The 24723-nt window shown below is 66.1% G+C and carries 21 protein-coding genes and 1 pseudogene; 5 read left to right on the forward strand and 17 right to left on the reverse strand.

The window, feature by feature from the left end; all coding sequences use genetic code 11:
- Positions 1-442 precede the first annotated feature (442 nt).
- The 6 genes from P0M04_RS04590 to P0M04_RS04615 form a co-directional block, all read right to left on the reverse strand.
- Positions 443-1447: a septal ring lytic transglycosylase RlpA family protein gene (locus P0M04_RS04590; RefSeq protein ID WP_259448542.1), complete on the reverse strand. Its 1005-nt coding sequence runs from the start codon at positions 1445-1447 to the stop codon at positions 443-445.
- A 52-nt stretch (positions 1448-1499) separates the two neighbouring features.
- Positions 1500-2615, reverse strand: a complete 1116-nt coding sequence (gene rodA / locus P0M04_RS04595; protein ID WP_259448541.1) for a rod shape-determining protein RodA — start codon at positions 2613-2615, stop codon at positions 1500-1502.
- A gap of 3 nt (positions 2616-2618) precedes the next feature.
- On the reverse strand, positions 2619-4598 hold the full coding sequence (gene mrdA / locus P0M04_RS04600) for a penicillin-binding protein 2 (RefSeq protein ID WP_259448540.1): 1980 nt from the start codon (positions 4596-4598) through the stop codon (positions 2619-2621).
- Between the two features lie 22 nt (positions 4599-4620).
- The gene (gene mreD / locus P0M04_RS04605; RefSeq protein ID WP_025511654.1) at positions 4621-5142 is read right to left on the reverse strand and encodes a rod shape-determining protein MreD; all 522 of its coding nucleotides are present in this window, start codon (positions 5140-5142) and stop codon (positions 4621-4623) included.
- Complete coding sequence (mreC, locus tag P0M04_RS04610; protein WP_259448539.1) at positions 5142-6323, reverse strand: rod shape-determining protein MreC; 1182 nt, start codon at positions 6321-6323, stop codon at positions 5142-5144. Before mreC ends, mreD begins: the two co-directional genes overlap by 1 nt.
- A gap of 163 nt (positions 6324-6486) precedes the next feature.
- The gene (locus tag P0M04_RS04615; RefSeq protein WP_025511657.1) at positions 6487-7530 is read right to left on the reverse strand and encodes a rod shape-determining protein; all 1044 of its coding nucleotides are present in this window, start codon (positions 7528-7530) and stop codon (positions 6487-6489) included.
- Between the two features lie 306 nt (positions 7531-7836).
- On the opposite strand from P0M04_RS04615, the gene gatC reads away from it, so the two are divergent.
- Genes gatC through gatB form a run of 3 tightly spaced genes read left to right on the forward strand, consistent with a single transcriptional unit; the run spans position 7837 to position 11124 of the window.
- Positions 7837-8136, forward strand: coding sequence for an Asp-tRNA(Asn)/Glu-tRNA(Gln) amidotransferase subunit GatC (gene gatC, locus P0M04_RS04620; RefSeq protein ID WP_025511659.1), 300 nt, complete (start codon positions 7837-7839; stop codon positions 8134-8136).
- A 25-nt stretch (positions 8137-8161) separates the two neighbouring features.
- On the forward strand, positions 8162-9637 hold the full coding sequence (gene gatA, locus P0M04_RS04625) for an Asp-tRNA(Asn)/Glu-tRNA(Gln) amidotransferase subunit GatA (protein WP_259449134.1): 1476 nt from the start codon (positions 8162-8164) through the stop codon (positions 9635-9637).
- A gap of 26 nt (positions 9638-9663) precedes the next feature.
- Positions 9664-11124, forward strand: a complete 1461-nt coding sequence (gene gatB / locus P0M04_RS04630; protein ID WP_259448538.1) for an Asp-tRNA(Asn)/Glu-tRNA(Gln) amidotransferase subunit GatB — start codon at positions 9664-9666, stop codon at positions 11122-11124.
- 288 nt (positions 11125-11412) lie between these two features.
- Here the strand turns inward: gatB and P0M04_RS04635 are convergent, their stop codons facing one another.
- The 5 genes from P0M04_RS04635 to P0M04_RS04655 all read right to left on the reverse strand — a co-directional run bounded on the left by P0M04_RS04635 (position 11413) and on the right by P0M04_RS04655 (position 15939).
- Positions 11413-12633 carry an ABC transporter permease gene (locus P0M04_RS04635; protein WP_259448537.1) on the reverse strand — a complete coding sequence of 407 codons (1221 nt, stop codon included), beginning with the start codon at positions 12631-12633 and terminating at the stop codon, positions 11413-11415.
- A complete protein-coding gene (locus P0M04_RS04640; RefSeq protein ID WP_025511562.1) occupies positions 12630-13322 on the reverse strand; it encodes an ABC transporter ATP-binding protein in 693 nt (230 codons plus the stop codon). Before P0M04_RS04640 ends, P0M04_RS04635 begins: the two co-directional genes overlap by 4 nt.
- Positions 13319-14527: an efflux RND transporter periplasmic adaptor subunit gene (locus P0M04_RS04645; protein ID WP_259448536.1), complete on the reverse strand. Its 1209-nt coding sequence runs from the start codon at positions 14525-14527 to the stop codon at positions 13319-13321. The genes P0M04_RS04640 and P0M04_RS04645 overlap by 4 nt, the downstream gene beginning before the upstream one ends.
- Before the next feature lie 4 nt (positions 14528-14531).
- The gene (locus P0M04_RS04650; RefSeq protein WP_259448535.1) at positions 14532-15227 is read right to left on the reverse strand and encodes a YIP1 family protein; all 696 of its coding nucleotides are present in this window, start codon (positions 15225-15227) and stop codon (positions 14532-14534) included.
- A gap of 130 nt (positions 15228-15357) precedes the next feature.
- Positions 15358-15939 (reverse strand): TetR/AcrR family transcriptional regulator, encoded by a 582-nt coding sequence (locus P0M04_RS04655; RefSeq protein WP_259448534.1) that lies wholly within the window; start codon positions 15937-15939, stop codon positions 15358-15360.
- 107 nt (positions 15940-16046) lie between these two features.
- On the opposite strand from P0M04_RS04655, the gene P0M04_RS04660 reads away from it, so the two are divergent.
- Positions 16047-16697 carry a glutathione S-transferase family protein gene (locus P0M04_RS04660; RefSeq protein WP_259448533.1) on the forward strand — a complete coding sequence of 217 codons (651 nt, stop codon included), beginning with the start codon at positions 16047-16049 and terminating at the stop codon, positions 16695-16697.
- A gap of 1 nt (position 16698) precedes the next feature.
- On the opposite strand, the gene P0M04_RS04665 is transcribed toward P0M04_RS04660, so the two are convergent.
- From P0M04_RS04665 to P0M04_RS04690, 6 genes and pseudogenes are all read right to left on the reverse strand, one after another.
- Complete coding sequence (locus P0M04_RS04665) at positions 16699-18168, reverse strand: radical SAM protein (protein WP_259448532.1); 1470 nt, start codon at positions 18166-18168, stop codon at positions 16699-16701.
- Positions 18165-18914: a prolipoprotein diacylglyceryl transferase gene (locus P0M04_RS04670; RefSeq protein WP_259448531.1), complete on the reverse strand. Its 750-nt coding sequence runs from the start codon at positions 18912-18914 to the stop codon at positions 18165-18167. The genes P0M04_RS04665 and P0M04_RS04670 overlap by 4 nt, the downstream gene beginning before the upstream one ends.
- The gene (locus tag P0M04_RS04675) at positions 18911-19144 is read right to left on the reverse strand and encodes a hypothetical protein (RefSeq protein WP_259448530.1); all 234 of its coding nucleotides are present in this window, start codon (positions 19142-19144) and stop codon (positions 18911-18913) included. Before P0M04_RS04675 ends, P0M04_RS04670 begins: the two co-directional genes overlap by 4 nt.
- 45 nt (positions 19145-19189) lie before the next feature.
- The gene (gene pyrE, locus P0M04_RS04680; protein WP_259449133.1) at positions 19190-19846 is read right to left on the reverse strand and encodes an orotate phosphoribosyltransferase; all 657 of its coding nucleotides are present in this window, start codon (positions 19844-19846) and stop codon (positions 19190-19192) included.
- A gap of 231 nt (positions 19847-20077) precedes the next feature.
- Positions 20078-21070: pseudogene (locus tag P0M04_RS04685) on the reverse strand (MEDS domain-containing protein); the annotation flags it as partial.
- A 110-nt stretch (positions 21071-21180) separates the two neighbouring features.
- Positions 21181-23703: an ATP-binding protein gene (locus tag P0M04_RS04690; protein WP_259448529.1), complete on the reverse strand. Its 2523-nt coding sequence runs from the start codon at positions 23701-23703 to the stop codon at positions 21181-21183.
- Positions 23704-23869: 166 nt separating this feature from the next.
- Here P0M04_RS04690 and P0M04_RS04695 point away from each other — a divergent pair, with 166 nt between their 5' ends.
- On the forward strand, positions 23870-24640 hold the full coding sequence (locus P0M04_RS04695) for an exodeoxyribonuclease III (protein ID WP_259448528.1): 771 nt from the start codon (positions 23870-23872) through the stop codon (positions 24638-24640).
- The last annotated feature ends 83 nt before the right edge of the window (positions 24641-24723 follow it).

The following is a 24723-nucleotide window of genomic DNA, read 5'->3' on the forward strand; positions in this document are numbered from 1 at the left end:
CATGGTCTTATGACTAGGCAAAATCAGTGTAGGAGCTCAATGTTATGAGTGTCAATTGAGCAAACATAAATGTTTTGCGCAACCATAGCGTTAGGCCTGGTGTTTATTCTGGAATTTCGGTCAAAAACCCAAATTAAATTTAATGAAGTAGCACATATACAGTACAACAAATGGTAGCGTATAGCAAATCAAAAATCGTTGTAGATGTCTGACATCTGACGATAACATTTAAGGAAAGCCGCAATTTCAGCCATATTTCTGTGGTTTTAATGCAATTGACATCGCACATTGTCATGCGCGGATACTGAAATGCCGCCGAGTTGGTCAGACATCTGATGTCTGGACAGGAACAGGCAAAACCCGGCCGGTCCGCCGGGCGCGCTATGGGAGGGGAGCTGGAACAGGCTGGAAAGCGGCACGGGACGGCAAGGTCCCTGCCCGCTCAGCGCCGCACGACGATGGGTTTCAGGCCGAGTCCGGCCGGCAGCGCACGCGCCGCTTCCTGCGCCAGTGCGCGGGTTTCGAAGGGGCCGCCATACAGGCGGTTGACGTTGCCGGAACGGACGACTTCGACAGTCAGGTCGACGCCTGCCTGTTTCAGTTTCTCGCCCATCTCCTCGGCCTTGCCGTCGCGACCATAGGCGCCCAGTTGCAGATAGAAACCCGGCGCCAGTGCGGCCTTGTCAGCCGAGGCCAAGGCCGAAGTCGAGGCAGCGGGCGCCTGTGCGCGCGCGACGGCGGCGCTGTCCATGTCGACGCGGTCTTCCAGCATCAGGGCGGCGATGGCGGGCGGTGCCGGCAACGCCTGCGCCTCGGATGCGGCGGCGCGGCGCGCGGACGCGAGCTGCATCACGTCACCCGGGAACAGGCGCTCGACCTGGACCTGGTGGCTGCCCTTGCCCAGCAGCCCCAGCTTGAGGGCCGCCGTGTACGAGACGTCGATGACGCGGTCGGAATGGAACGGTCCACGGTCGTTGATGCGCACGACGACGGACTTGCCGCTCTCCAGGCTCGTGATGCGCGCGTACGAGGGAATCGGCAGCGTCGGGTGCGCGGCCGTCATCTTGTACATGTCGTAGGCCTCGCCCGACGACGTGCGCTGGCCGTGGAACTTGACGCCGTACCAGCTGGCCACACCGCGCTGGGTGAACGGTTCGTCGTTGATGAGCGGTGTGTAGGTCTGGCCGAACACGGCGTACGGCCTGTTGGCGAACTTGGCGTAGGGTTCGTACTTGACGACGGCGTCCGGGGTGTCCAGCAGGCCCGGCGGCGGATTCGCGCCGGGGCCGTCGTCCTGGTAGTAGCCGCCGCGACCGGAGCCGGCCGCCGGCAGGTTCGGAAGCTTCGGGTCCACGCGGGTGACCTTGTGCTTCCACGGCAGGGGAATCAGGCTTTTGTGTTCGCCGTTCTGGTCCGTGGTACTGCACCCCGCCATCATTGCCAACATCGCAATGACCGCTGGGAGCAACCTCGGAACGGCCATCGCGTTCTCTTGCATATCAGGTCTGCACCAGTTTGCGGTGTCGTTGAATACTCATCAATATACCACTGCAGAGCCCCAAAGTAATCAGCGCGGTGCCGCCATAGCTCATGAAAGGAAGCGGAACTCCGACCACGGGCAGGATGCCGCTGACCATGCCCATGTTGACAAAGGCATACACAAAAAACATCATCGCGACCGATCCGGCCAGCAGGCGCGTGAACAGGTTCGGCGCATTGGCCGCGATCATCATCGCGCGCCCGATCAGCAGCAGGTACAGGAACAGCAACACGAGGTTGCCGACCAGACCAAACTCTTCGGAATATACCGAAAAAATGAAGTCGGTGGTGCGTTCCGGAATGAACTCCAGGTAAGCCTGCGTGCCCTTCATATAGCCTTTGCCGGTCACGCCGCCCGAGCCGATCGCGATGGTCGACTGGATGATGTGGAAGCCCTTGCCGAGCGGATCGGACGTGGGATCGATCAGCGTCATCACGCGTTCGCGCTGGTAGTCGTGCATCATCGACCACGCCACCGGGAGGCCCGCGCAGCCGGCCGCGAACAGCGCGCCGAGCGCCTTCCACGACAGGCCGGCCAGGAAGATCACGAAGAAGCCGGAGCCGCCCACCAGCAGCGCCGTGCCGAGGTCGGGCTGCTTGGCGATGAGGCCGAAGGGGATCAGGAGCAGCAGCGCCGCCACCGCGAACGACTTCCAGTTGAGGATGCCGGCCCGGGTCTGGAAATACCAGGCCAGCATCAGCGGCGTGGCGATCTTCATGATCTCGGACGGCTGGATGTCCACGCCCACGTGCAGCCAGCGCCGCGCGCCCTTCTTGATGATGCCGACGGTGGCCACGGCGAGCAGCAGCGCGACGCCGAACGTATAGATCGGCACGGCGAGGCGCAGCAGGGTCTGCGGGGGCACGACGGCGGCCGCCCACATGAACACGAAGGCCGCGATGATGTTGCGGATCTGGCCTTCCAGGCGGCCGGGGAAGTCGTGGCCGGCCGAGGACAGCGTGACGAGGCCCGTGCACAGCAGCAGGAACAGGATCAGCGACAGGGCCGGATCGAAGACGGTGAAATACGGTTTGAGGCGCCGGCTGAGCGAGCGGCGTTCGGGGAAATGCGCCATGGTTCAGTCCTTGTTGCCGGGGGTCTCGCCGCCCGGCCTGAAATCGGCACCGGCCGTGGGCGCCACCTGGTCTTCGTCGGCCGGGACCGGGTCGACGGGCTTCGGCGCCGGCTTGTCCGCGTCGCCCGGACGCTTGCCGAGCAGGTAGTAATCGAGCGCCTTGCGCGCGATCGGCGCCGCCACGGTCGCGCCGAAGCCGGCGTTTTCCACGACGATCGCGAGCGCGATGCGCGGATGATCGGCCGGGGCGAACGCGACGAACAACGCGTTGTCGCGCAGGCGTTCCGGCGTCGCGGCGGCATTGTATTTCTGGCCTCGCAGGCCCACGACCTGCGCCGTACCCGTTTTGCCGGCCACCGTGTACTGCACGTTGCGGAATGGGATGAACGCCGTGCCGCTCTGGTCCGCCGTCACGCCGACCATGGCGCGCTTGATGACGTCGATGTTCTGCTGCTTGAGCGCGATGCGGCCGGATTCCTTTGCCACGGTCGGCGTGCGCGCATGATTGCCGCCGTCCTCGAGCAGCTTGACGAGGTGTGGCTTCATGATGACGCCGTCGTTGGCGAGCGTCGCCACGGCGTGCGCCATCTGCAGCGGCGTATAGCTGTTGAAGCCGTTGCCGATCGAGATCGAGATCGTGTCGCCGCCGACCCACTTCTGCGCCGCGCGGTTCTTCTTGAACCGGTCGCGCTTCCATTGCTGCGACGGCAGCACGCCCGTCTTCTCGTGTTCGAGGTCGATGCCGGTCTTGTCGCCGAAGCCGAACGGCTGCATGAAGTCGTGCAGGCGGTCGATGCCCATCTCGTTGCCGAGCTGGTAGTAATACGTGTCGCACGACATCACGATCGAGCGGTACATGTCGACGTAGCCGTGGCCGCCCTTCTTGTCGTCGTTGAAGCGGTGGCCGCCCAGCACGAAGAAGCCGGGGTCGCTGATGCCGTACTCGGGACGGCGCAGGCCCAGCTCCAGCGCGGCCAGCGCCATGAACGGCTTGAACGTCGAACCGGGCGGGTAGGTGCCGGACAGCGGACGGTTCATCAGCGGCTTGTCGAGCGACGTATTCAGTTCCGTCCAGCTCTGGCTGTCGATGCCGTCGACGAACAGGTTCGGGTCGAAGCCGGGCCGCGACACGTACGCGAGCACGTCGCCCGTCGCCGGTTCGATGGCGACCAGCGCCCCGCGGTAATTGCCGAACGCCTCCTCGACGACCTTCTGCAGCTCGATGTCGATCGACAGGATCAGGTTGTTGCCCGGCGTCGGCGGCGTGCGCGACAGGGTGCGGATCGCGCGGCCGCCGGCCGAGCGCTCCACTTCCTCGTAGCCTGTCTGGCCGTGCAGCTGGCGCTCGTAGCTCTTTTCCAGGCCTTCCTTGCCGATGTGGTCCGTGCCGTTGTAGTTGGCGGCATCGTCGCTGGCATCGAGCACCTTGGCCTCGGCCTGGTTGATGCGGCCGATGTAGCCCAGCACGTGCGAGGCGACTTCGCCCAGCGGATACTGGCGGAACAGCCGCGCCTGCACTTCCACGCCGGGGAAGCGGAAGCGCTGCGCGGTGAAGCGCGCCACTTCGTCGTCGGTCAGGCGGGTGCGGATCGGGACGCTGGAAAAATTCTTCGACTCTTCCATCAGGCGTTTAAAACGTTTCCTGTCCTTCGGTTCGATCGTGACGAGCTTCGCCAGTTCGTCGATGACGGAATCGAGGTTCGCTTCCAGCTTCGACGGCGTGATCTCGAGGGTGTAGGCGGAGTAGTTGCTGGCCAGGACGACGCCGTTGCGGTCGACGATCAGGCCGCGGTTCGGCACGATGGGGACCAGTGCGATGCGGTTGTCCTCGGCCTGTGCCATGTACTGGCTGTGCTTGACGACCTGCAGCCAGACGAAGCGTGCGACGAGCAGGCCGAAGCAGATGAAGACGAACAACACCATCGCCGTCAGGCGCATGCGGAACAGGTGGATCTCGCGATCACTGTCTTTAATCTCGGTCATTCGGGAATGCGATCAAAAGTCTTCAGATCGGACGCGTATGGTCCTTGTCGACCGCGCGGCGCTGCGGCGCCAGCAGCAGCCACGTGATCACGGGCCACAGCGCGACGGCGATCACGCTTTCGATGAACACGAGCGCGCCGGGGAAGCGGCCCGTGACGAAGAAGCGCACCATCACCTGGATCGCCTGCGTGAGCAGCAGCAGCGGGAACACGTGCATCGCCTGCGTGACGAGCGGGAACCACAGCACGCGGCGGTGGATCATGATCGCCAGGTACGACAGCAAGGTGTACGCGAGGGCGTTCTCGCCCAGCAGCGTGGCGTCGTGCACGTCCATCAGGAGGCCCATGCAGAACGCGATGCCGATGCCGACCTTGCGCGGCTGATGGATGCCCCAGAACACGAGCACCAGCGCGACGAAGTCCGGCGCGCCGACCCAGCGGCCCCACGGCAGCAGGTTGAGCATGAATGCGCAGACCAGGCTGAACGCGATGAACAGCGGGCTGACCGGCAACAGGATGTAGTGCGGACGGTTTGTCGTCGGCATCAGGTCCCCTCCTTCGGCGCAGCCGGTGCAGGCTGGGTCGGCGCGACGGTGGCTGGATTACGTGCGGGCGCTGCCGCGGCCGGCGCGCCGGCGGCGGGCGTCGTCGCCGGCGCCCGCACGGCTGGCGTTGTGGCCGGCGCGGCGGCCTGCGTTGCAGCCGGCGTACGCGCAGCAGCGGCCGGATTCGGGCGCGCGGGCGCGGCGCCGTTCGCGGCCGGCGCGACGGCCGGTGCCAGCGGTTGCGGCGGCAGCGGCAGCGGCGGCACGGGTTCCATGCGCGGCAGGTTCTTCTTCGACGTGGTGCCGGCGTTGGCCTTCGGCGCATCCGTGGCCGGGCGCGGCGGCAGCGGCTGGTCGGACATCACGATCAGCAGTTGGCGGTGGCGGTCGATGCCGGCCAGCGGCTGGCACACGACGCGGCCGAAGGCGCCCTGCGCCACGTTCTCGACCTGGATCACCTTGGCCACCGCGAGGCCGGCCGGGTAGACGCCGTCCAGGCCGGACGTCACGAGCACGTCGCCGACCTGGATGTCGGCGTTCGGCGCGACGAAGCGCAGGTCGAGAAGACCCGACTGGCCGCGGCCATACGCGACGCTGCGCAGGCCGTTGCGCAGCACCTGCACGGGGATCGCCTGCTCCTTGTCGGTGAGGAGCGTGACTTCGGACGTGAACGGGAACACGCGCGTGACCTGGCCGACGACGCCGGCGTTGTCGATCACGGGCAGGCCGAGCTTGACGCCGTTGCGGGTGCCGCGGTCGAGCACCACGCGGCGCGTGGACGGATCGCGCGCGTCGTACAGGATCTCGCTCATCATCGAATGCACGGGCAGGTGCTCGCGCGCATCCATCAGGCGGCGCAGCTGCGTGTTCTCGGCCATCTGGAGCTGCGCCTGCTGCATGGCCTGGGCCATCGCGACCTGCTGGCTCTTCAGGTCGCGCACTTCCTTCTGCAGCGCGGAGATCGAGGAAAAATACGTGCCCATGTTGGCCAGCGCGTCACGCGGGGCCAGGGCAGCCATCTGGAACGGGTACAGGACCGTTGCCGCCACCTGGCGCACGGCGGTGAGCGCGTGCAGGCGGGCGTCGACCACGAGCAGCGCGATCGACAGGAGAGCGAACACGGTCACCTTGACCCTTGCGGGGGCGCCTTGCTTGAACAGCGGCGGAGGACTGTATTCCATGACTTCCAATAATGCGGGCGACCGGCGCCCGCGTCAATCCAGACGCCCGGCGCGGGGTTGCGGCAGACGGGCGACACCAAACGCGGGCAGCGCGTGCAACGTGGAGCGTCCCCGCAGGATCGCCGGAACGGTCACACGCCCTATCCGCGCAGCCACGGCCGGGTTACTCGTACGAGAAGATCGAGCCCAGCTTGTCCATGCGCTCGAGCGCCATGCCCGAACCGCGCACGACGCAGGTCAGCGGATCCTCGGCCACCAGCACCGGCAGGCCGGTCTCTTCCATCAGCAGGCGGTCCAGGTCGCGCAGCAGTGCGCCGCCGCCGGTCAGCATCATGCCCTTCTCGGCGATGTCCGCGCCCAGTTCCGGCGGGGTCTGCTCGAGGGCGTTCTTGACGGCCGAGACGATGTTGTTCAGCGGGTCGGTCAGCGCTTCCAGGATCTCGTTGGACGAGATGGTGAAGGAACGCGGGATGCCTTCCGACAGGTTGCGGCCCTTGACTTCCATCTCCTTGACTTCGGAGCCAGGGAAGGCCGACCCTATTGCCTTCTTGATCGACTCGGCGGTCTGTTCGCCGATCAGCATGCCGTAGTTGCGGCGGATGTAGTTGACGATGGCTTCGTCGAACTTGTCGCCGCCGACGCGCACGGAACCTTTATAGACCATGCCGCCCAGCGAGATGATGCCGACTTCCGTCGTGCCGCCGCCGATGTCGACGACCATCGAGCCGGTCGCCTCGGATACCGGCAGGCCGGCGCCGATCGCGGCCGCCATCGGCTCTTCGATCAGGTAGACCTGCGACGCGCCGGCGCCCAGCGCCGATTCGCGGATCGCGCGGCGCTCGACCTGGGTCGAACCGCACGGCACGCAGATGATGATGCGCGGCGACGGACGGAAGAACTTCGAATCGTGCACCATGCGGATGAACTGCTTGAGCATCTGCTCGGTGACGGTGAAGTCGGCGATCACGCCATCCTTCATCGGACGGATCGCTTCGATGTTGCCGGGAACCTTGCCGAGCATTTGCTTGGCTTCCTTGCCGACCGCCTGGATCGTCTTCTTGCCGTTCGGACCGCCTTCCTGGCGGATCGCGACGACCGAAGGCTCGTCCAGCACGATGCCCAGGCCGCGCACGTAGATCAGTGTGTTGGCGGTGCCCAGGTCGATGGCCAGGTCGTTCGAGAAATAGCTACGTAAAAAACCAAACATGTGTGTCCTGATATGCGCGATAGGGTGCGCCTAACATTAATCGGGGAATCCTTGCCGCGACTGCCGAGCGCCTCGCGGGCTTTTCATGCGTGGAAGCGGGGCAGGTTTCGCCCGGAGAACGCATTAGCCCGCCATTCTACCTTATAATTTACCGATTAAACGCTGAAAAACGGGTGGTTTCGTGCCCATATCAGCCTGCGAGATCGACGGTATTAGAAAGCTTTTATCAGCTTTAGCGCGCCGTTGTCCAAATTTCATTATCTACACATTCATCTTTGAACGCGGTATCGAACCGCGCTTTTTGCCATGTCCCTGACACTTTCAGACGTAAAACGGATCGCCAACCTGGCCCAGCTCGACATGGATGAAGCCCATGCCGAAATCGCCTTGAACGAGCTGAACGGGATCTTCGCCCTCGCCGACCAGTTGCAGGCCGTCGACACCACGGGTGTTGCGCCGTTGTCGCAACCGCTGGCCAGCGTGCTCGCCCTGCCCCTGCGCCTGCGCGAGGACGTGGTGACGGAAGACAACCACCGCGACGACTACCAGGCCCCGGCCCCGAAAACCCAGGACGGCCTGTACCTGGTGCCGAAAGTCATCGAATAACCCGCTGCGAACGTCGACCATCATGATGCATCAAAAAACCATCAAGGAGCTGTCCGCGCTCCTGCACTCGAAACAAGTCTCGGCGACGGAGCTGACCCGGCACTACCTCGACCGCATCGCCGCCAGCCAGCATAACGCGTTCCTGGATGTAAATCCGGAACTGTCGCTGGCGCAAGCCAAGGCCGCCGATGCGCGCATCGCGGCAGGCAATGCCGGCCCGCTGACCGGTATTCCGATTGCCCACAAGGACATCTTCGTCACGCAGGGCTGGCGCTCGACCGCGGCCTCGAAGATGCTGGGCAACTACACCAGCCCGTTCGACGCGACCGTCGTCACGAAATTCGCCGACGCCGGCATGGTCACGCTCGGCAAGCTGAACTGCGACGAATTCGCGATGGGCTCGTCGAACGAGAACTCGGCATTCGGCGCCGTCAAGAATCCGTGGGACGCGCTGGCCGTGCCGGGCGGCTCGTCGGGTGGCTCGGCCGCCGCGATCGCCGCGCGCCTGGCGCCTGCCGCGACCGGCACCGACACCGGTGGCTCGATCCGCCAGCCGGCCGCGTTCTGCGGCATCACCGGCATCAAGCCGACGTACGGCCGCGTGTCGCGCTTCGGCATGATCGCGTTCGCCTCGTCGCTCGACCAGGGCGGCCCGATGGCCCGCACGGCCGAGGACTGCGCCCTGCTGCTGAACGACATGGTCGGCTTCGACGAGCGCGACTCGACGAGCCTCACAGCCGAGCAAGGCAATGCCCGCGAAGATTTTACGCGCGACCTGAACGCACCGTTGACCGGCCTGCGCATCGGCGTGCCGAAGGAATACTTCGGTGAAGGCCTGGCAAGCGACGTCGAGCAGGCCGTGCGCGCCGCGCTGGACGAATTCGTGAAGCTGGGCGCGACGCTGGTCGAGATCTCGCTGCCGAAGACGTCGCTGTCGATCCCCGTCTACTACATCATTGCGCCGGCGGAAGCCTCGTCGAACCTGTCGCGCTTCGACGGCGTGCGCTACGGCTACCGCGCCCCGGAGTACACGGACCTGCAGGACATGTACAAGAAGACGCGCGCACAGGGCTTCGGCAAGGAAGTCCAGCGCCGCATCATGGTCGGCACGTACGTGCTGTGCCACGGCTACTACGACGCGTACTACGTGCAGGCGCAAAAGATCCGCCGCCTGATCGCCGACGACTTCCAGGCCGCGTTCCGCGACAAGTGCGACGTGATCATGGGCCCGGTGGCCCCGAGCGTCGCGTGGGACCTGGGTTCCAAGGCGAACGACCCGGTGGCAAACTACCTGGCCGACATCTTCACCTTGTCGACCAGCCTCGCCGGCCTGCCCGGCATGTCGATCCCGGTCGGCTTCGGCCAGGGTGAAAAGAACGGCAAGCGCCCGGTCGGCCTGCAAATCATCGGCAATTATTTCGCCGAGGCGAAGCTGCTGAACATCGCGCACCAGTACCAGCAAGCCACGGATTGGCATACGCGCGCGCCCGAAGGCGTTTGACGCACTGACATACAAGAGAGAACACCATGCAATGGGAAGTCGTCATCGGTCTTGAGAACCACGTCCAGCTCACGACCAACTCCAAAATCTTCAGCGGCAGCTCGATCAGGTTCGGCGCCGAGCCGAACACGCAGGCGAGCCCCGTCGACCTGGCGCTGCCGGGCGTGCTGCCCGTGATGAACAAGGGCGCCGTCGAACGCGCCATCCGCTTCGGCCTCGCGGTCGGCGCCAAGATCGCGCCGCAATCCGTCTTCGCGCGCAAGAACTACTTTTATCCCGACCTGCCGAAGGGTTACCAGATCAGCCAGTTCGAAGACCCGGTCGTGCAGGGCGGCAGCCTCACGTTCGCGTTCGAGAAGGATGGCAAGCTGGAGACGAAGACCGTCAACCTGACCCGTGCCCACCTCGAGGAAGACGCCGGCAAGTCGCTGCACGAGGATTACCACGGCATGAGCGGCATCGACCTGAACCGCGCCGGCACGCCGCTGCTGGAGATCGTCTCCGAGCCGGAAATCCGCAGCGCCGCCGAAGCCGTCGCCTATGCGAAGGCGCTGCACGGCCTCGTGATGTGGCTCGGCGTCTGCGACGGCAACATGCAGGAAGGCTCGTTCCGCTGCGACGTCAACGTGTCGGTACGCCCCGTCGGCCAGAAGGAATTCGGCACGCGCTGCGAGATCAAGAACCTGAACTCGTTCCGCTTCATCGAAGAAGCGGTGAATTACGAGGTGCGCCGCCAGATCGAACTGATCGAGGACGGCGGCAAGGTCGTGCAGGCGACGCGCCTGTGGGACCCGGACCGCAAGGAAACGCGCCAGATGCGCAGCAAGGAAGACGCGCAGGACTACCGCTACTTCCCCGACCCCGACCTGCCGCCGCTCGCGATCTCGCAGGAGTGGATCGACCGCGTGAAAGCCGGCATGCCGGAACTGCCGGCCGCGATGCGCGAGCGCTTCATCCGCGACTACGGCCTGCCCGAGTACGACGCGCTGATCCTGACGTCGTCGCAGGCGATGGCGACCTACTACGAAGCCGTCGTCGCGAAGGCCGGCAAGGACAACGCCAAGGCGGCCGCGAACTGGCTGATGGGTGACGTGTCGTCCGCGCTGAACCGCGCCGACGTCGCCATCGAGAACTCGCCGGTCGAAGCGTCGCAACTGGCCCTGCTGCTGAAGCGCATCGCCGACGGCACGATCTCGAACAACGCGGGCAAGAAGGTCTTCAGCCTGATGTGGGAAGCGCAGTCGGGTGACGAGAACCTGGCCGACGCGATCATCGAGCGCGAGGGCCTGAAGCAGATCTCGGACACGGGCGCGCTGGAAGCGATCGTCGACGAGGTCCTGGCCAACAACGCGAAATCGGTCGAGCAGTACAAGGCCGGCAAGGAAGCCGCGATCAACGCGCTGATCGGCCAATGCATGAAGGCGTCGAAGGGCAAGGCGAATCCGGCGCAGGTTACCGAGCTGCTGAAGAAGAAGCTGGCGGCCTGAGTCCTGGCACGCCCCAAAAAACCGGAGCACACTCCGGTTTTTTTACGTCTGCACTATTGCCCCAATTCGGGGTCAGAGCACATTTCCGCGCAAATTCGGGGTCAGAGCACATTTCGGATCAATGTCTTTACGAAACCGAACCACCCATCCCCGCAGACAGCATCGACGTGTCGATCGCTGTGCAGCAGAACCGGCAAGCGGCCCTCGCCGTAAAACTTGCTCCAAGGATGGTGCACAAAAAAGTGCTCTGACCCCGAATTTCACCGAAAAAGTGCTCTGACCCCGAATTTATTCGTAGCGGAGCGCGTCGATCGGGTCCAGGCGCGCCGCCTGGCTGGCCGGTACGACGCCGAACACGACGCCCACGCCGCCCGAGAACAGCACGGACAGCGCCACCGCCCACCATGGCACCACGGCCGGCGGGAAGTCGGGGATCATGGCGGCAATCCCTGCTCCCAGCGCGTAGCCGATCACGAGGCCCAGCAGGCCGCCCAGCAGCGACAGGGTGACGGCCTCGATCAGGAACTGCATCAGGATGTCGCGGCTGCGCGCGCCGATCGCCTTGCAGATGCCGATCTCGCGCGTGCGCTCCTTCACCGACACCAGCATGATGTTCATGATGCCGATGCCGCCCACCAGCAGCGCGATGCCGACCACGCCGCCCATCACGAGCGTCACCGTGCCGCTCAGCTTCTCGAACGATTTCGCGATCTGGTCCGCCGATTCGATCTCGAAATCATCGGTGTCGTCGGGCTTGAGGCGATGCGCCTGCCGCATCACCATGCGGATGTGGCTGCGCGTCGCGTCCAGCCGGCCCAGGTCGCGCACGGCGACCGTGATCTGCAGCTGCGGGCGCGTGTTGTTGCCGATGATGCTCTGCCCCGTCTTGAACGGGATGATCATGTAGTTGTCCTGGGACATACCGAAGATCTCGCCCCGCTTTTCCATCACGCCGACGATCTTGAACCACTCGTTCGCGTACAGGACGAATTGCCCGACCGGATTCGGCGGCAGGTGCAGGTCCTCGATCAGCTTCTCGCCGATGACGGCCACGCGGCGCGCGCCGGCGTCGTCGGAGTCGCTGATGAACCGCCCCAGGCGCGCGTAGCGGCCGTTCACTTCCTGGTAGCTGGCCGTCGTGGCGAACACCTGCGCCGTCGCCGACATGCCCGTGAAGCGCACCTCGGAAAAGCCGGGCGCGAAGACGGGACTGAGGTTGCGGATGCCGTCCACGCGCAGGCGCAGCTGCTCCACGTCGTCGAAGCGCAGGTAGTTCACCTTGCCGCGCATGACGTCCTTGAACTCATTGTGCGGCCGCACCGTCAGGCCGTTGCCGCCCAGTCCTTCGAACTGGTCGGTGACGCTTTTCGACAGGCCCTGGATCAGCGAGATCACGGTGATCACCGACGCCACCCCGATGATGATGCCCAGCGACGTGAGGAAGCTGCGCAGCCGGTGGGCGCGGATCGATGCCAGCGCCGAGCGCAGGCTTTCGAGGAACAGGTTCATGCCGCGTTCTCCGCATCATTCCTCGTGTCCGACACGATCCGCCCGTCGCGCAACCGCACGACGCGCCGGCACTGCGCCGCGATCTCGGGCTCGTGCGTCACCATGACGACCGTCTGCCCGCCCGCATGCAGTTCGCGGATCAGGGCCAGGATCTCCTCGCTGGTGGCCGAATCGAGGTTCCCCGTCGGTTCGTCGGCCAGCAGGATGGAGGGCTTGCCCACGAGCGCCCGGGCGATCGCGACGCGCTGGCGCTGGCCGCCCGACAGTTCGTTGGGCCGGTGGTGCAGCCGCCCGCCCAGGCCCACGCGCTGCAAGGCCTGCTCCGCCAGCGCGAGACGTTCCTTCAGCGGGATGCCGCGATAAATCAGCGGCTGCGCCACGTTGTCGAGCGCACTCGCGCGCGGCAGCAGGTGAAAGCTCTGGAAGATGAAGCCGATCTCCTCGTTGCGCACGCGCGCCAGCTCGTCGCCCGACATCGTCGCGACCTCGCGCCCGTTGAGCCAGTACGCGCCGCTGCTGGGCCGGTCCAGGCACCCGACGATGTTCATCATGGTCGACTTGCCGGAGCCGGACGCGCCGATGAACGCGACGAACTCGTTGGCCCGGATGTGCAGGTCGACGCCCTGCAGCGCGTGTACGGTCTGGTCGCCCATCGTGTACTGCCGCGTCACGCCTTCCAGGCGGATCACTGGTGCGCTCCTTCGGCCACTTTGACGTCCGCCTTCTTCGCCGTGACGGCATCGCCGTCGTGCAGCTCGCGCAGCAGGCGCGCCGGGCCCACGGCGATCGTCTGGCCGGCGGCCACGCCCTTCGTCACTTCCTGGTTGGCGTCGTCCGACAGGCCCAGTTCCACCGTCGTCTTTTTCACCTTCCCGTCCTGCACGACGAACACGTAGCTGGTGTTCTTCACCTTGTCCTTCGCGCCCGGGATTTCCTCGCTCAGCACGGCCTGGATCGGCACCGCGGCCCGCGCGGCACCGTTGCCGACGACGATCTCGACGCGGCACGTCATCCCCGAACGCAGCGCGAGCTTCGCGTCGTCCAGGCGCAGCTTGACGACATAGCTGCGGCCCTGGGCCTGCGCGCCGAGGACGGTCTTCGGCGCCATCGCCACGCTTTCCACGCGGCCCGTCACCGGCTGGTCGGGGAACGCGGCCGGGAACACCCTGGCCTGCTGGCCGACGCCCACGCGCGCGATGTCCGCTTCGTCCACGTTCACCTCGGCCATGATGGAACCGACGTCGGCGATCGTCATCAGCGACGATCCCGCGATGCCGGTCGCGCTGGCGACGGCCGTCTCGCCGATCTTGATCGGCACCGCCGTCACGGTGCCGTCGATGGGCGCGCGCACCTCGGTCTTGGCCAGATGCTCGCGCGCCTGCGACAGCAGCGCGCTGGCCTGCTCGAGGGTCTCGCGGCTGGCGCGCAGCTCGACCCTGGCGAGATCGACCTGGTGCACGGCGTCGTCGTACTTCGAGATGTCGATGTACTTCGCCTTGTACAGCAGGCCCGTGCGGTCCAGGTTGCGCTGCTGGTTCGCGAGGTTGATCTGGGCGCGCTCGATCGCGATGGCGGCGTTGCGCCGGTTCGCTTCCTGCTGCGCCACTTCGGCCAGGTACACGGTCGGATCGAGCTTCAGCAGGATCTGCCCGCGCTCGACGCGGTCGCCCTCCTTCACCAGCACGCCGGCCACCTTGCCGATGACCTCCGCCGACAGCTGCACCTCCTGGCGGAACACGAGGTTGCCGGTGGCGAGGATCGACGGGTGGATGGCCAGCTTCTGCACGGTCGCCAGCTCGGCCTCGCGGCGCGTCTGCTTGCCCGCGAACTTCACCGCCACGGGGACGATGAAGAACGCCGCGACGACGGCCGCGCCTATCAGTTTCTTCTTCATGCGCTTATCCGAGGAAGGCGATTTTCGCGGCCCAGATACCATAGACGACAGCGTACGGCAGCACGGCGACCGTCACGCAGGCGGCGGTCGAGCGCCCCGTCCAGGCCTTCAGGCCGAGCACGGCCAGCGCGATGGACCACACCGACGTCAGGTCGAGATTGGTGGCGAAGCCGAACCACGGGCTGGACATGGGCACGTGCAGCAGCAGGTAGTTGAGCGACACCATGTTCATGTCTTCCGGGGCCAGGCGTCCGCCCGACGTCAGGATCTGCAGCACCGACAGGGGCACCGTCAACAGGCGCGGGATGCTGGTCCAGACGGCGAAGCCGAACCACTTGCCGTAGCCGATGCCGGTGCCCATCGCCTTGCCCGCCAACAGGTAGTACAACGCCACGACGGCGCAGATGAGCGGCGTGCCCAGCACGGCGCCGGCGCCCGAACTCCACATCATCGTCTTCGGCGTCAGGAACTGCGCCATCGCGGCCCGGGCTTCCGGTTTCATGGGCCCCTGCGCCGCCATCATGTGCTCGCGGAACCAGGCGAAATCGAGGCTCGACACGTACCAGCAGCTGACGGCCAGCGTCATCAGGATCAGGACCAGCAACGGGATGAAGGGGCGCGGCTTGTCCTTCAGCCGCGCGAAGGTAGGCGAAGGGGCGAGGATGACGTTTCCGATGTCGAAGAGCGGCTGCGTGGCCATGAGTGACTCCCTGGTTATTGTGACCAGGTAGCACCTGCTACCCGGTGCCCAGCAGTCTAGGATATTTACGCCACGGAAAACTCACCAATTGTCATGACCGGATGGCCACGCCCGAATTTATACGCGGCGTTTACATCGCTTGCAGCAGCGCCAGCGCCTGCGTGCGCGCCGCGGCCCGCAGCGAGCCGCGCAGCGCCGCATCGTCCGTCGTCCGCGCCAGCACCATGCCGCCCACGCACAGCGCGACGATGGCCTGCGCGCGCTGCTCGCCGTCGGCTTCATGCTTGAGCGCGCCCGCGTACACGTGCACGAGATTGCGGATCAGCTGCGTGTACGCCTTCTGCGGCGACAGCCCCGCGCGGGCCACGTCGCCCGGCAATGCATACAGCGGACAATGCGCCTCGATGTTGTCGAACACCTCGTCGCTCAGGTAGATGTCGACCAGCATGCGCGCCAGTTCGCGCGGCGCGGGCGGCGGCGTGTCCTTGAAATCGGGCTTGAACGGATTGCACGTACTGAAGCTGGCGACGGCCGCCGCGTACAAATCGTCCTTGCTGTCGAAATGGTGATAGAAGCCGCCGCGCGTGAGGCCGGCCTCGGACATCACGCGGTCGATCGACACCTGCTCGAAGCCATGGCGGTTGAACAGCCGGCGCGCCGCATGCACGATGCGTTCGCGGGTCTGGGCCTTGTGTTCGCTACTGTAGGGCATCACGGTTCTCCTTTCGAGAGCGGCATTATGCGCGTATTCACATTATGTTCTTGAACATATTATGTGGCCGCGTATTCTGGTCTCCATTCCCCCCAAGGAGACGACACATGTACACCCTGACCACCTTCCGTTCGGTTCCCTCGTTTGCCGTGGGCCACGTGCGCGACCTGCGCGTGCGCTGGGCCCTCGAGGAAGCGGGCCAGCCCTACGACCTGCGCCTGATCGGTTTCGAGGACAAGGAATCGCCCGCCTACCGCCGCGAGCAGCCGTTCGCCCAGGTGCCCGTGCTGCACGACGGCGACATGACGTTGTTCGAGACCGGCGCGATCCTGCTGCACCTGGGCGAGCGCCATCCCGTCCTGCTGCCGCACGACCCGGCCGCGCGTGCACAGGCGACGATGTGGATGTTCGCTGCCCTGAATTCGGTCGAGCCCTACGTGGGCAACCTTGCCAACCTCGTCGCGTTCTCCATGGACCAGCCGTGGGCCGAGGCGCAGCGCCCCGTGCTGGAAGAGATCGCGCTCAAGCGCCTGGGCCAGGTGGACGACTGGCTGGAAGGCCGCGATTTCCTCGCCGGCGATTTCAGCACGGCCGACATCCTCATGACGACCGTCGTGCGCCTGCTCGACGGCATGGGCTATGTCGAGCGCTTCGCCCGCCTGACGGCCTGGCGCGACCGCTGCACGGCGCGTCCCGCCTACCGCAAGGCGCTGGCGGCGCAGGTGGCGCAGTACGTCGTCGAGCCCGCAGCGGCCTGATTCAATCGGCCACGGGCACCAGCGGTATCGTGGCCGTCCCGCGCCGGCGCGCGAAATCGTCCGCAATACCGGTGCGGATCTGTTCGAGCCGGCGGCTGTCGCGGTACAGCAGGTTGTAGCTTTCGAACGGAACGAGACGGCCGTCCGGCAGCGCGAAATGGATGCACGATTTCTTCAGTGCGCGCACGTCCAGCGAATACGCATCCATGAATTGCACGATCAGCACGCGGAACACGTTGTCGTAACGGAGCGCGGATGGCGCGCTGACGAGCGGCAGGCAGCACATCAGCTCCGACAGGCAGTTCGCCTGCGATTCCGGCGAGTGGTTCGTCGAGAACAGCTTGAAGATGCGGTCCTTCACCGCGCCGTGCAGCGCGGGGTCGCGTTCGAACACGATCGTGTTGCCGCTGCCTTCGACGAGCGTCTGCGGATCGAGCCAGCGCGTCAGCGGCACGGTGCCCTCTTCCGTCTTGATCGCGTAGGCCATCGCCAGCGTGTCCGGGTTGCAGGGCACCGGTACCACGTCTTCCAGCGTGAACAACCGGCTCTGCTCCGCGATGCGGCGGCGGATCTCCGACACCGTCAACCGGTGCAGGCGCGGATCGTAGTCTTCCACGCGGCCGGCGTCCTGGATCGGCTGCAGGGTCACGCCGCGCACGCAGGGCTGCTGCAGCGCGAAGTCGATGATCTCGCCGATCTCGCCGTCGTTCAGCCCTTTCTTGAGCGTGACGACGAGGGTCGTCGACAGGCCGGCCTCGTTGAGGTTGTCGAGTGCCTGGCGGCGGATGCGCGTGAGGTCAGCGCCGCGCAGCGCGCGATGCACCTCCGCGCGCAGCGAATCGAACTGCAGGTAGACCTCGACGCCGGGCGCGTAGCCGGCCAGGCGCGCAACAAAACCCTTGTCCTGCGCGAGCACGATCCCGTTCGTGTTGACCATCACGTGCCTGATGGGGCGCGCCTTCGCGGCGTCGAGGATGTCCCAGAACTGCGGATGCAAAGTCGGTTCGCCGCCGGACAGCTGCATCACGTCCGCCTCGCCCTCGTTGGCGACGACGGCATCGAGCATGCGGATGACCTCTTCCAGCGGGCGATGGCGTTCGCGGTGCGTGCCGCTCTCCGCATAACATACGGGGCAGTTCAGGTTGCAGTTGTCCGTGATCTCGACGACGGACAGGCACGAGTGCTGCATGTGGTCCGGGCACAGGCCGCAGTCGTACGGGCAGCCGTATGCCATCTTCGTGTTGAACTGCTGCGGCATCTCCGGATGCTTGACGAAGACTTCGCGGCACAGGCGGTAGTATGCGACGTCGTCGCTGACGAGCACGCGCTCGATACCGTGCGCGCCGCACCACTTGTCCATGTAGACCTTGTCGTCCTTGAACACGATCTTCGCTTCGACCGGGTGCAGGCAGGTCGAGCAGACGGAAGTCGTCGTGTCGTAGAACAGGTAGGGGCGGGTTTTGCGGGTCATGCGACCTCCCTGCGCAGTTGTGTGAAGACGAGCGGCAGGTAGCACGCCAGCGCCACGATGCACACCCACTGGATGCCCGACAGCCCGAACGCATACGCATACGGCACCGGCTTGATGCCGTCCACGACAAGGCGCCAGGCGAGATAGGAAGCGAGATACAGCTTGAACGCGAGCCCCGGGCTGCGCGCGAGCGGCGCCCGCCAGCGCCACAGCAGGGCACCGGCGAAGAGCACGAACAGCATGTCGTAGACCTGGGTCGGATGGCGCGGGATGCCGTCGCCGAAGTCGACGCCCCACGGCAGCTGTGTGGACACGCCATGGGTGCCGTCGTTCAGGCCCGCGAGGAAGCAGCCGATGCGGCCGACGACCGTGCCCGCGACGAGGGGCAGGATGAACTGGTCGCCCGTCGAGCGCCGGATGCCCGTGAGCTTCTTGGCGATTTCCACACCGATGAGACCTCCCAGCAGCCCGCCGACGATCGACTGGCCCGACGCGATCAGGCGCCAGTCCGGTACGATGCCCTGCCACAGGTGCGGCATCTCGATCCAGAACACGAGCTTGTTGCCGATGGCGGCGCCGAGGATGCAGCCGGCGACGACGGCGAAGGAGCCCGGCTGCAGCAGCGCGGGTTGATGGGCGCGCCGGCGCTGCCAGCGGTACAGCTGCACGCCGCCGGCGAGGGCCAGCCATTCGAAGACGAGATGGACCCACTGCGCCGTTGCGGCGGAAAGGACGGGACCCTTCATTCTCCGCCGGGCGGGCGCTTGCGCCACAGCCTGACGACAATCCAGCCGCACACGAAGGCGATGCCGAGCCCGATCAGGCCGAAGACGAGCGCGATCGACGAGAAGTTCTCGGGCCCGGGCGAGGACAGGCCGGCCAGCCCGCTGAAGGTGCCGACGGCGCCGCACAGGCCGAAACCCGCGAGCGCCAGCGAGAGTATGGCGATCAGAATACCGCGCGCGACGTTATTCATGGCAGCTCCGAAATGGTTGCCGCCATTACATCACATTCCGCCGGCTCAGGCCACGCCGTATTGCTGGCGGTACGCCGCCACGGCATCCTTGTGCCGGGCCAGCGACGGATCGGCTTCCAGGTAGCCGAACAGGTCGGCCAGGCTGGCGATCGAGATCACGGGGATGCCGTAGTTCTGGCTGACTTCCTGCACGGCCGACAGCGGCGACAGCACGCCGTCCTTGCCGCCCCGCTCCATGCGGTCGAGCGCGATCAGCACGGCGGCCGGTTCGGCGCCGGCGGCGCGGATCATCGCCACGGATTCGCGCACGGACGTTCCCGCCGAGATCACGTCGTCGATGATGACGACACGGCCGGCCAGCTTGGCGCCGACGATGGTGCCGCCTTCGCCGTGGTCCTTGGCTTCCTTGCGGTTGTAGGCGAACGACGTGTTGCGGCCTTTCGCGGCCAGCGCCACGGCCGTCGCGGAGGCGAGCGTGATGCCCTTGTAGGCCGGGCCGAACAGCATGTCGAATTCGAGGCCGGAGTCGAGCAGGGTCTGGGCGTAGAAATCGGCCAGCTTGCCGAGCGTGGCGCCGTCGTGGAACAGGCCCGCGTTGAAGAAGTACGGCGACTGGCGGCCGGCCTTGGTAATGAACTGGCCGAACTTCAAGACTTCGGCTTCGACTGAAAACGCAATGAACTGTTGGCGGAGGTTGTCCACGACACGATCCTCGAACTGTGAAAACCGGTATTGTAATCCGCCCCGCCCCCGCCCGCGAAGCCGGTGTTCCACCAGCCGCGCGAGGCGGTGCAGGCGCCGTTCCGTGCGCGGGCCCCGCAGCGCCCGGCCGACCATGGCGAGGAATGCGTCCTCGGCGCAGCGGGCGGCCGCCAATTCGGCCTGCATGCGCACATGCTCGGTCGTGTCGCGCACGAAGCAGCGGGTGTAGCGCAGGCGGCCCTCCTCGAAACAGGCGTTCGAGCGGATGACGACGTGGCGGATCGAGCCATCCTTGCAGCGCAGGCGCACCGACCGGTCCATGATTGTCTCCCCGGCCGCAAGCCTGGCGAGCATGTCCGCGGCGACGGCCGGATCGGCATGGAACCGGGAGAAGTGGTGCCCGACATATTCTTCCCAGCGGTAGCCGAGCATCTGCAGCTCGGCCTTGTTGGCCCACAGGATCGTGCCGTCGGCGCCGACCTGGTGCAGCCCTTCGGCCGCGTTCTCGACCATGTCGGCGAACTCGCGCTCGCGCCGCAGCAGGTCGCGCTCCGCCTGGCGCCGGCGCGCCGCCTCCACCTGCAACGCCTGCGCTTTCTGCTCGAGCCGGACGACGTTGATGTCGACGCGTTGTCCGGACGGCAGCGGCGCGGCGACGTCGGCGCAGGCGTGGTCGTGCGCGGTGCATACCTGCTGGAACACGTGCGCCACGTCGGACGATGGAAACAGGGCCCAGGGATAAGCGCAAAACAGCGAAAAATCGAGCTTGCGCGCCAGTTCGTTCCACAGCCGCTCCAGGTGCAGGGCTGCGTCGTAGCGGCCGCGCGCGCACAGCAGCGCCGCCATCTCGCCGAACGCGTGCACGGGCGCGCTGCCGGCGCAGGCTTCGGCCACGAGCCGGCCGACTTCGTACTCGAAACGCGCGCGGTCGGGCCAGCCGTCGACCATCAGGCGCGCCAGCGTCGTTTCGGCGTCGAGCCACATGACGTCGCGCGACGGCGGCGCGGAACGCCCTTCCGCGCGCGCCAGCTCGTCCAGGCGCCGGCGCAACGCATCCGTGTGCGCACCGGTGGCGATGACGATGCCCCGTCCCCGTGCCCGCAAGGCCCGCTCGACGAAGGACGCGATCTCGTCGAGCAGCGTGTCGCTGTCGTCGTAGAAACGCACGAAATGCCCCGTCTTGCCGTGTTTGCCGGACAACAGGTCGTCGGTCTTGATCAGCATGGGGGTTTCTGATGGATGAAAGATGCAATTCTATCCACATCAGGCGCGATCAAGTCGGCGGCGGCCGTTCAGGTCGCCGTTGTATTGACATAAATCAAAACGTCAGACGTTCAGTCGATGCCCGCAGCCAGCCGCACGACGAGATCGGGATTGACCGGTTTGACGAGGTGCGTGTCGAACCCCGCCCGGGCACTGTGCTCGCGGTCCGCCGGCAGGCCATAGCCGGTCAGGGCGACGAGCCGGCACGGGTGGCCGTCCAGCAGCGCGCGCAGGCGGCGCGCCACCTCGTAGCCGTCGAGGACCGGCAGGCCGATGTCCAGCACGGCCAGGTCGGGCATGAATTCCGGCACGGCGGCCAGGGCGGCCACCGGTTCGTGGAACACCCGCACGTCGTGGCCGTGCGCGGCCAGCAGGCGCGCGAGCGTGTCCGCGCCGTCGACGTTGTCGTCCACCAGCATCACGCGGCGCCGCACCGCCGCCGGCGTGCTCGCAGGCGGCGCCACGTCCGGTACCGCGCAGGCGGCCGGGGTGCGCCGGGGCAGCAGCACGACGAACTCGCTGCCCTGCCCCGGTCCGGCGCTGTGCGCTTCCACGTGGCCGCCATGCTGGTCGACGATATTCCTGACGAGCGCCAGCCCGATGCCCAGGCCGCCCTCGGCGCGGTCGATGGCGCGCTTCCCCTGGAAGAACAGGTCGAATACCTGGGCGCGCAGTTCGGGACTCATGCCGATGCCGGTGTCGCTGACCGCGAGGCGCACCCGGTCGCCGTCCACGCCATGGGCGCGCAGCACGACACGGCCGCCGGGCGGCGTGTAGCGTGCCGCATTCGTCAGCAGGTTCGACACCACCTGGGCCAGGCGCATCGGATCGCCTTCCCAGGCGAGGTCCGGTTCGATGTCGACGTCGAGCCGGTGGCGGCGCTGTTCCAGCAGCGGCCGGGCCATCTCGATGGCCTTGCCCAGCGGCTGCGCGAGGTCGACGCGTTCGCACTGCAGCTCCACCTTGCCGCGGGTGACGCGCGAAATATCCAGCAGGTCGTCCACCAGCCGCACCAGGTGCTGCACCTGGCGCTCGATGATCTCGCGCTCGCGCGCGAAGCCGGTCTCGCCGCGCATGCGGATCAGTTTCAGGGCGCTGACGATCGGCGACAGCGGATTGCGCAGCTCGTGGCCGAGCATGGCCAGGAATTCGTCCTTGGCGCGGCTGGCGGCCGTCAGCTCGGCCAGCAGCTCGGCGCGCTCGGCGTGGGCGTGCTCGATCTCCTGGCGGGTGCGTACATGCTCGGTGACGTCGACGGCCACCACGATCATGCCGCGCTCCTCGCCCTCCTCCACCGCCAGGGGCTCGACGCTGAACTTGAGGAAGCGTCCGTGCACGTGCAACTCTTCCACGCGGGCCGCGCGGCCGGTGGCGTGGACCTGTTCGAGCAGGTGATGGATCTCGCCGCCGCGCAGTTCGGGAAAGGCGCGCAGCAGCGGCTGGCCTTCGATGCCGTCGCGGCCCACCAGTTCGCGGTAGCAGCGGTTGGCCAGGCGGAACACGAAGTCCGGGCCCATCAACAGGGCCGCCGCCACCGGGGCGTCGAGCAGCATGCGGTCGCGCTGCTTGAGCGCGATGTCGCGCTCGCGCCGTTCGGTCGCGTCGCGCGTGAAGCAGCGCGTATAGCGCAACTGGCCGTCTTCGAAGCTGCCGTTCGAGTGGATCAGCACGTGCCGGATCGAGCCGTCCTTGCAGCGCAGCCGGGCCGGATAGTCGTACAGCGTGTCGCCGCACGCCAGGCGGGTGACGATGTCGTCGATGACCGGGCGGTCGACGTGGAACTCGGCGATGTTGTGGCCGACGTATTCCTCCCAGCCGTAGCCGAGCATCTGCAGCTCCGCGCGGTTGGCCCACAGGATGGTGCCGTCGGCCCCGACGCGGTGCAGGCCTTCGACCGCGTTCTCGACGAAGTCCGCGAGTTCGCGCTCGCTCCGGCGCAGCGCCTTCTCATTGTCCTTGTACCGGCGCACCTCCGCGCGCAGCGCCCGCACCTCCTGCTCGAGCCGGATGCGGCCGATGTCGATGTCGCCCTCGGCCGGCAGGGCCAGCGCCGTGTCGGCGCAGGCGTGATCGTGCTCGGCGCACACGCGGCGGAACGCCTGCGCCAGGTCGGGCGTCGGGAACGCATTCCAGGGATAGGCGCAGAACAGGGAAAAGACGTGGCGCCGCGCGAGGCCGTTCCACAGTTCCTCGAGCCGCAGCGCCGCATCGTGGCGGCCGCGCGCGCACAGGAGCGCCACCATTTCGCCGAACGCATGGACGGGGGTGCCGCCGGCGCAGGCCGCGGCCACCGCGCTGCCCACCGCGGCCTCGAAACGCGCCGGGTCGGGCCAGCCGTCGACCATGAACTGTGCCAGCACGGCGTCGGCCTCCGACCAGGCGACCCGCACGGCCGCCGCCGGGCCGAGGCGCCGGCGCAGCACGTCGATGTGATCCTGCGTGGCGATCACGATGCCCGTGCCGCCCGTATGCACGGCCTGGTCGAGGAACGACGCGACTTCGTCGAGCATGACGTCGCCCTCGTCGTAAAACCGTACGAAATGTCCACTCCTGCCGTATTTCCCCGACAGCAGATCATCCGATCTGATCAGCACGTCAACTCCTTGTGCGGGGTGAAAGTGCCCGGACCCCGGACACAATGGACCAGTTTAACATATCAGGCGGAGCATTTAACGTTTGTTTATCCACCACGGATGTGTTGATGGAAGTCAAAACGAGCTACACTATCGCCCTTGGCCCACCGCACTTTTGTCTAGATCCATGCCACGAATTATCTCTGCCAACCTGAACGGCATCCGCTCCGCCCACAAGAAGGGTTTCTTCAACTGGATGGCCAGCCAGGACGCCGATTTCATCTGCGTCCAGGAGCTGAAAGCCCAGCAGGCCGACATGACCGAGGAATTCCTCGCGCCGCACGGCTACCACGGCCATTTCCACTATGCCGAGAAGAAGGGTTACTCGGGCACGGGCGTCTACAGCCGCACGAAGCCGGATGCCGTCAGGACGGGCTTCGGCTGCGTCGAATTCGACAACGAAGGCCGCTACACCCGCGCCGACGTGGGCAACCTGACCGTCATTTCCGTGTACTGCCCGTCCGGCTCGTCGTCGCCGGAGCGCCAGGAAGCCAAGTTCCGCTTCATGGAAGTGTTCCTCCCGCATTTGCAGGAACTCAAGGCCGAGGGCCGCGAGATCGTGATTTGCGGCGACTGGAACATCGCGCACAAGGAAATCGACCTAAAGAACTGGAAAGGTAACCAGAAGAATTCGGGCTTCCTGCCGGAAGAGCGCGCCTGGATGACGCGCATCTTCGACGAACTGGGCCTCGTGGACGTCCACCGCGGCATCGACCAGCGCCCCGAGCAATATACGTGGTGGAGCAACCGCGGCCAGGCATGGGCGAAGAACGTCGGGTGGCGCATCGATTACCACGTCGCCACCCCGGGCATCGCCGCCAGGGCGCATGCCGTCTCGATCTACAAGGACGAGCGGTTTTCGGACCATGCGCCGCTGATCATCGATTACCACCTCTGATAATTCCCCCGGCAAGGGGAAATCCACTCAGATATGTCGTAAAAACATCAACGTACCCACTTTCGCAGTGGGTTTGTTGATAT

This window comes from Telluria mixta, from assembly GCF_029223865.1.
In the GTDB taxonomy this organism is placed as follows: Bacteria; Pseudomonadota; Gammaproteobacteria; order Burkholderiales; family Burkholderiaceae_D; genus Telluria; species Telluria mixta.

Bases quoted from the DNA above. Each gene is read 5' to 3' on its own strand.
- P0M04_RS04670 (WP_259448531.1), bottom strand. From the start codon at position 18,914: ATGAAGGGTCCCGTCCTTTCCGCCGCAACGGCGCAGTGGGTCCATCTC.
- mrdA (WP_259448540.1), bottom strand. From the start codon at position 4,598: ATGACCGAGATTAAAGACAGTGATCGCGAGATCCACCTGTTCCGCATG.
- P0M04_RS04695 (WP_259448528.1), top strand. From the start codon at position 23,870: ATGCCACGAATTATCTCTGCCAACCTGAACGGCATCCGCTCCGCCCAC.
- gatC (WP_025511659.1), top strand. From the start codon at position 7,837: ATGTCCCTGACACTTTCAGACGTAAAACGGATCGCCAACCTGGCCCAG.
- mreD (WP_025511654.1), bottom strand. From the start codon at position 5,142: ATGCCGACGACAAACCGTCCGCACTACATCCTGTTGCCGGTCAGCCCG.
- gatB (WP_259448538.1), top strand. From the start codon at position 9,664: ATGCAATGGGAAGTCGTCATCGGTCTTGAGAACCACGTCCAGCTCACG.
- P0M04_RS04645 (WP_259448536.1), bottom strand. From the start codon at position 14,527: ATGAAGAAGAAACTGATAGGCGCGGCCGTCGTCGCGGCGTTCTTCATC.
- P0M04_RS04655 (WP_259448534.1), bottom strand. From the start codon at position 15,939: ATGCCCTACAGTAGCGAACACAAGGCCCAGACCCGCGAACGCATCGTG.
- gatA (WP_259449134.1), top strand. From the start codon at position 8,162: ATGCATCAAAAAACCATCAAGGAGCTGTCCGCGCTCCTGCACTCGAAA.
- P0M04_RS04615 (WP_025511657.1), bottom strand. From the start codon at position 7,530: ATGTTTGGTTTTTTACGTAGCTATTTCTCGAACGACCTGGCCATCGAC.
- P0M04_RS04665 (WP_259448532.1), bottom strand. From the start codon at position 18,168: ATGACCCGCAAAACCCGCCCCTACCTGTTCTACGACACGACGACTTCC.
- P0M04_RS04650 (WP_259448535.1), bottom strand. From the start codon at position 15,227: ATGGCCACGCAGCCGCTCTTCGACATCGGAAACGTCATCCTCGCCCCT.
- P0M04_RS04635 (WP_259448537.1), bottom strand. From the start codon at position 12,633: ATGAACCTGTTCCTCGAAAGCCTGCGCTCGGCGCTGGCATCGATCCGC.
- mreC (WP_259448539.1), bottom strand. From the start codon at position 6,323: ATGGAATACAGTCCTCCGCCGCTGTTCAAGCAAGGCGCCCCCGCAAGG.
- rodA (WP_259448541.1), bottom strand. From the start codon at position 2,615: ATGGCGCATTTCCCCGAACGCCGCTCGCTCAGCCGGCGCCTCAAACCG.
- P0M04_RS04675 (WP_259448530.1), bottom strand. From the start codon at position 19,144: ATGAATAACGTCGCGCGCGGTATTCTGATCGCCATACTCTCGCTGGCG.
- P0M04_RS04660 (WP_259448533.1), top strand. From the start codon at position 16,047: ATGTACACCCTGACCACCTTCCGTTCGGTTCCCTCGTTTGCCGTGGGC.
- P0M04_RS04590 (WP_259448542.1), bottom strand. From the start codon at position 1,447: ATGTTGGCAATGATGGCGGGGTGCAGTACCACGGACCAGAACGGCGAA.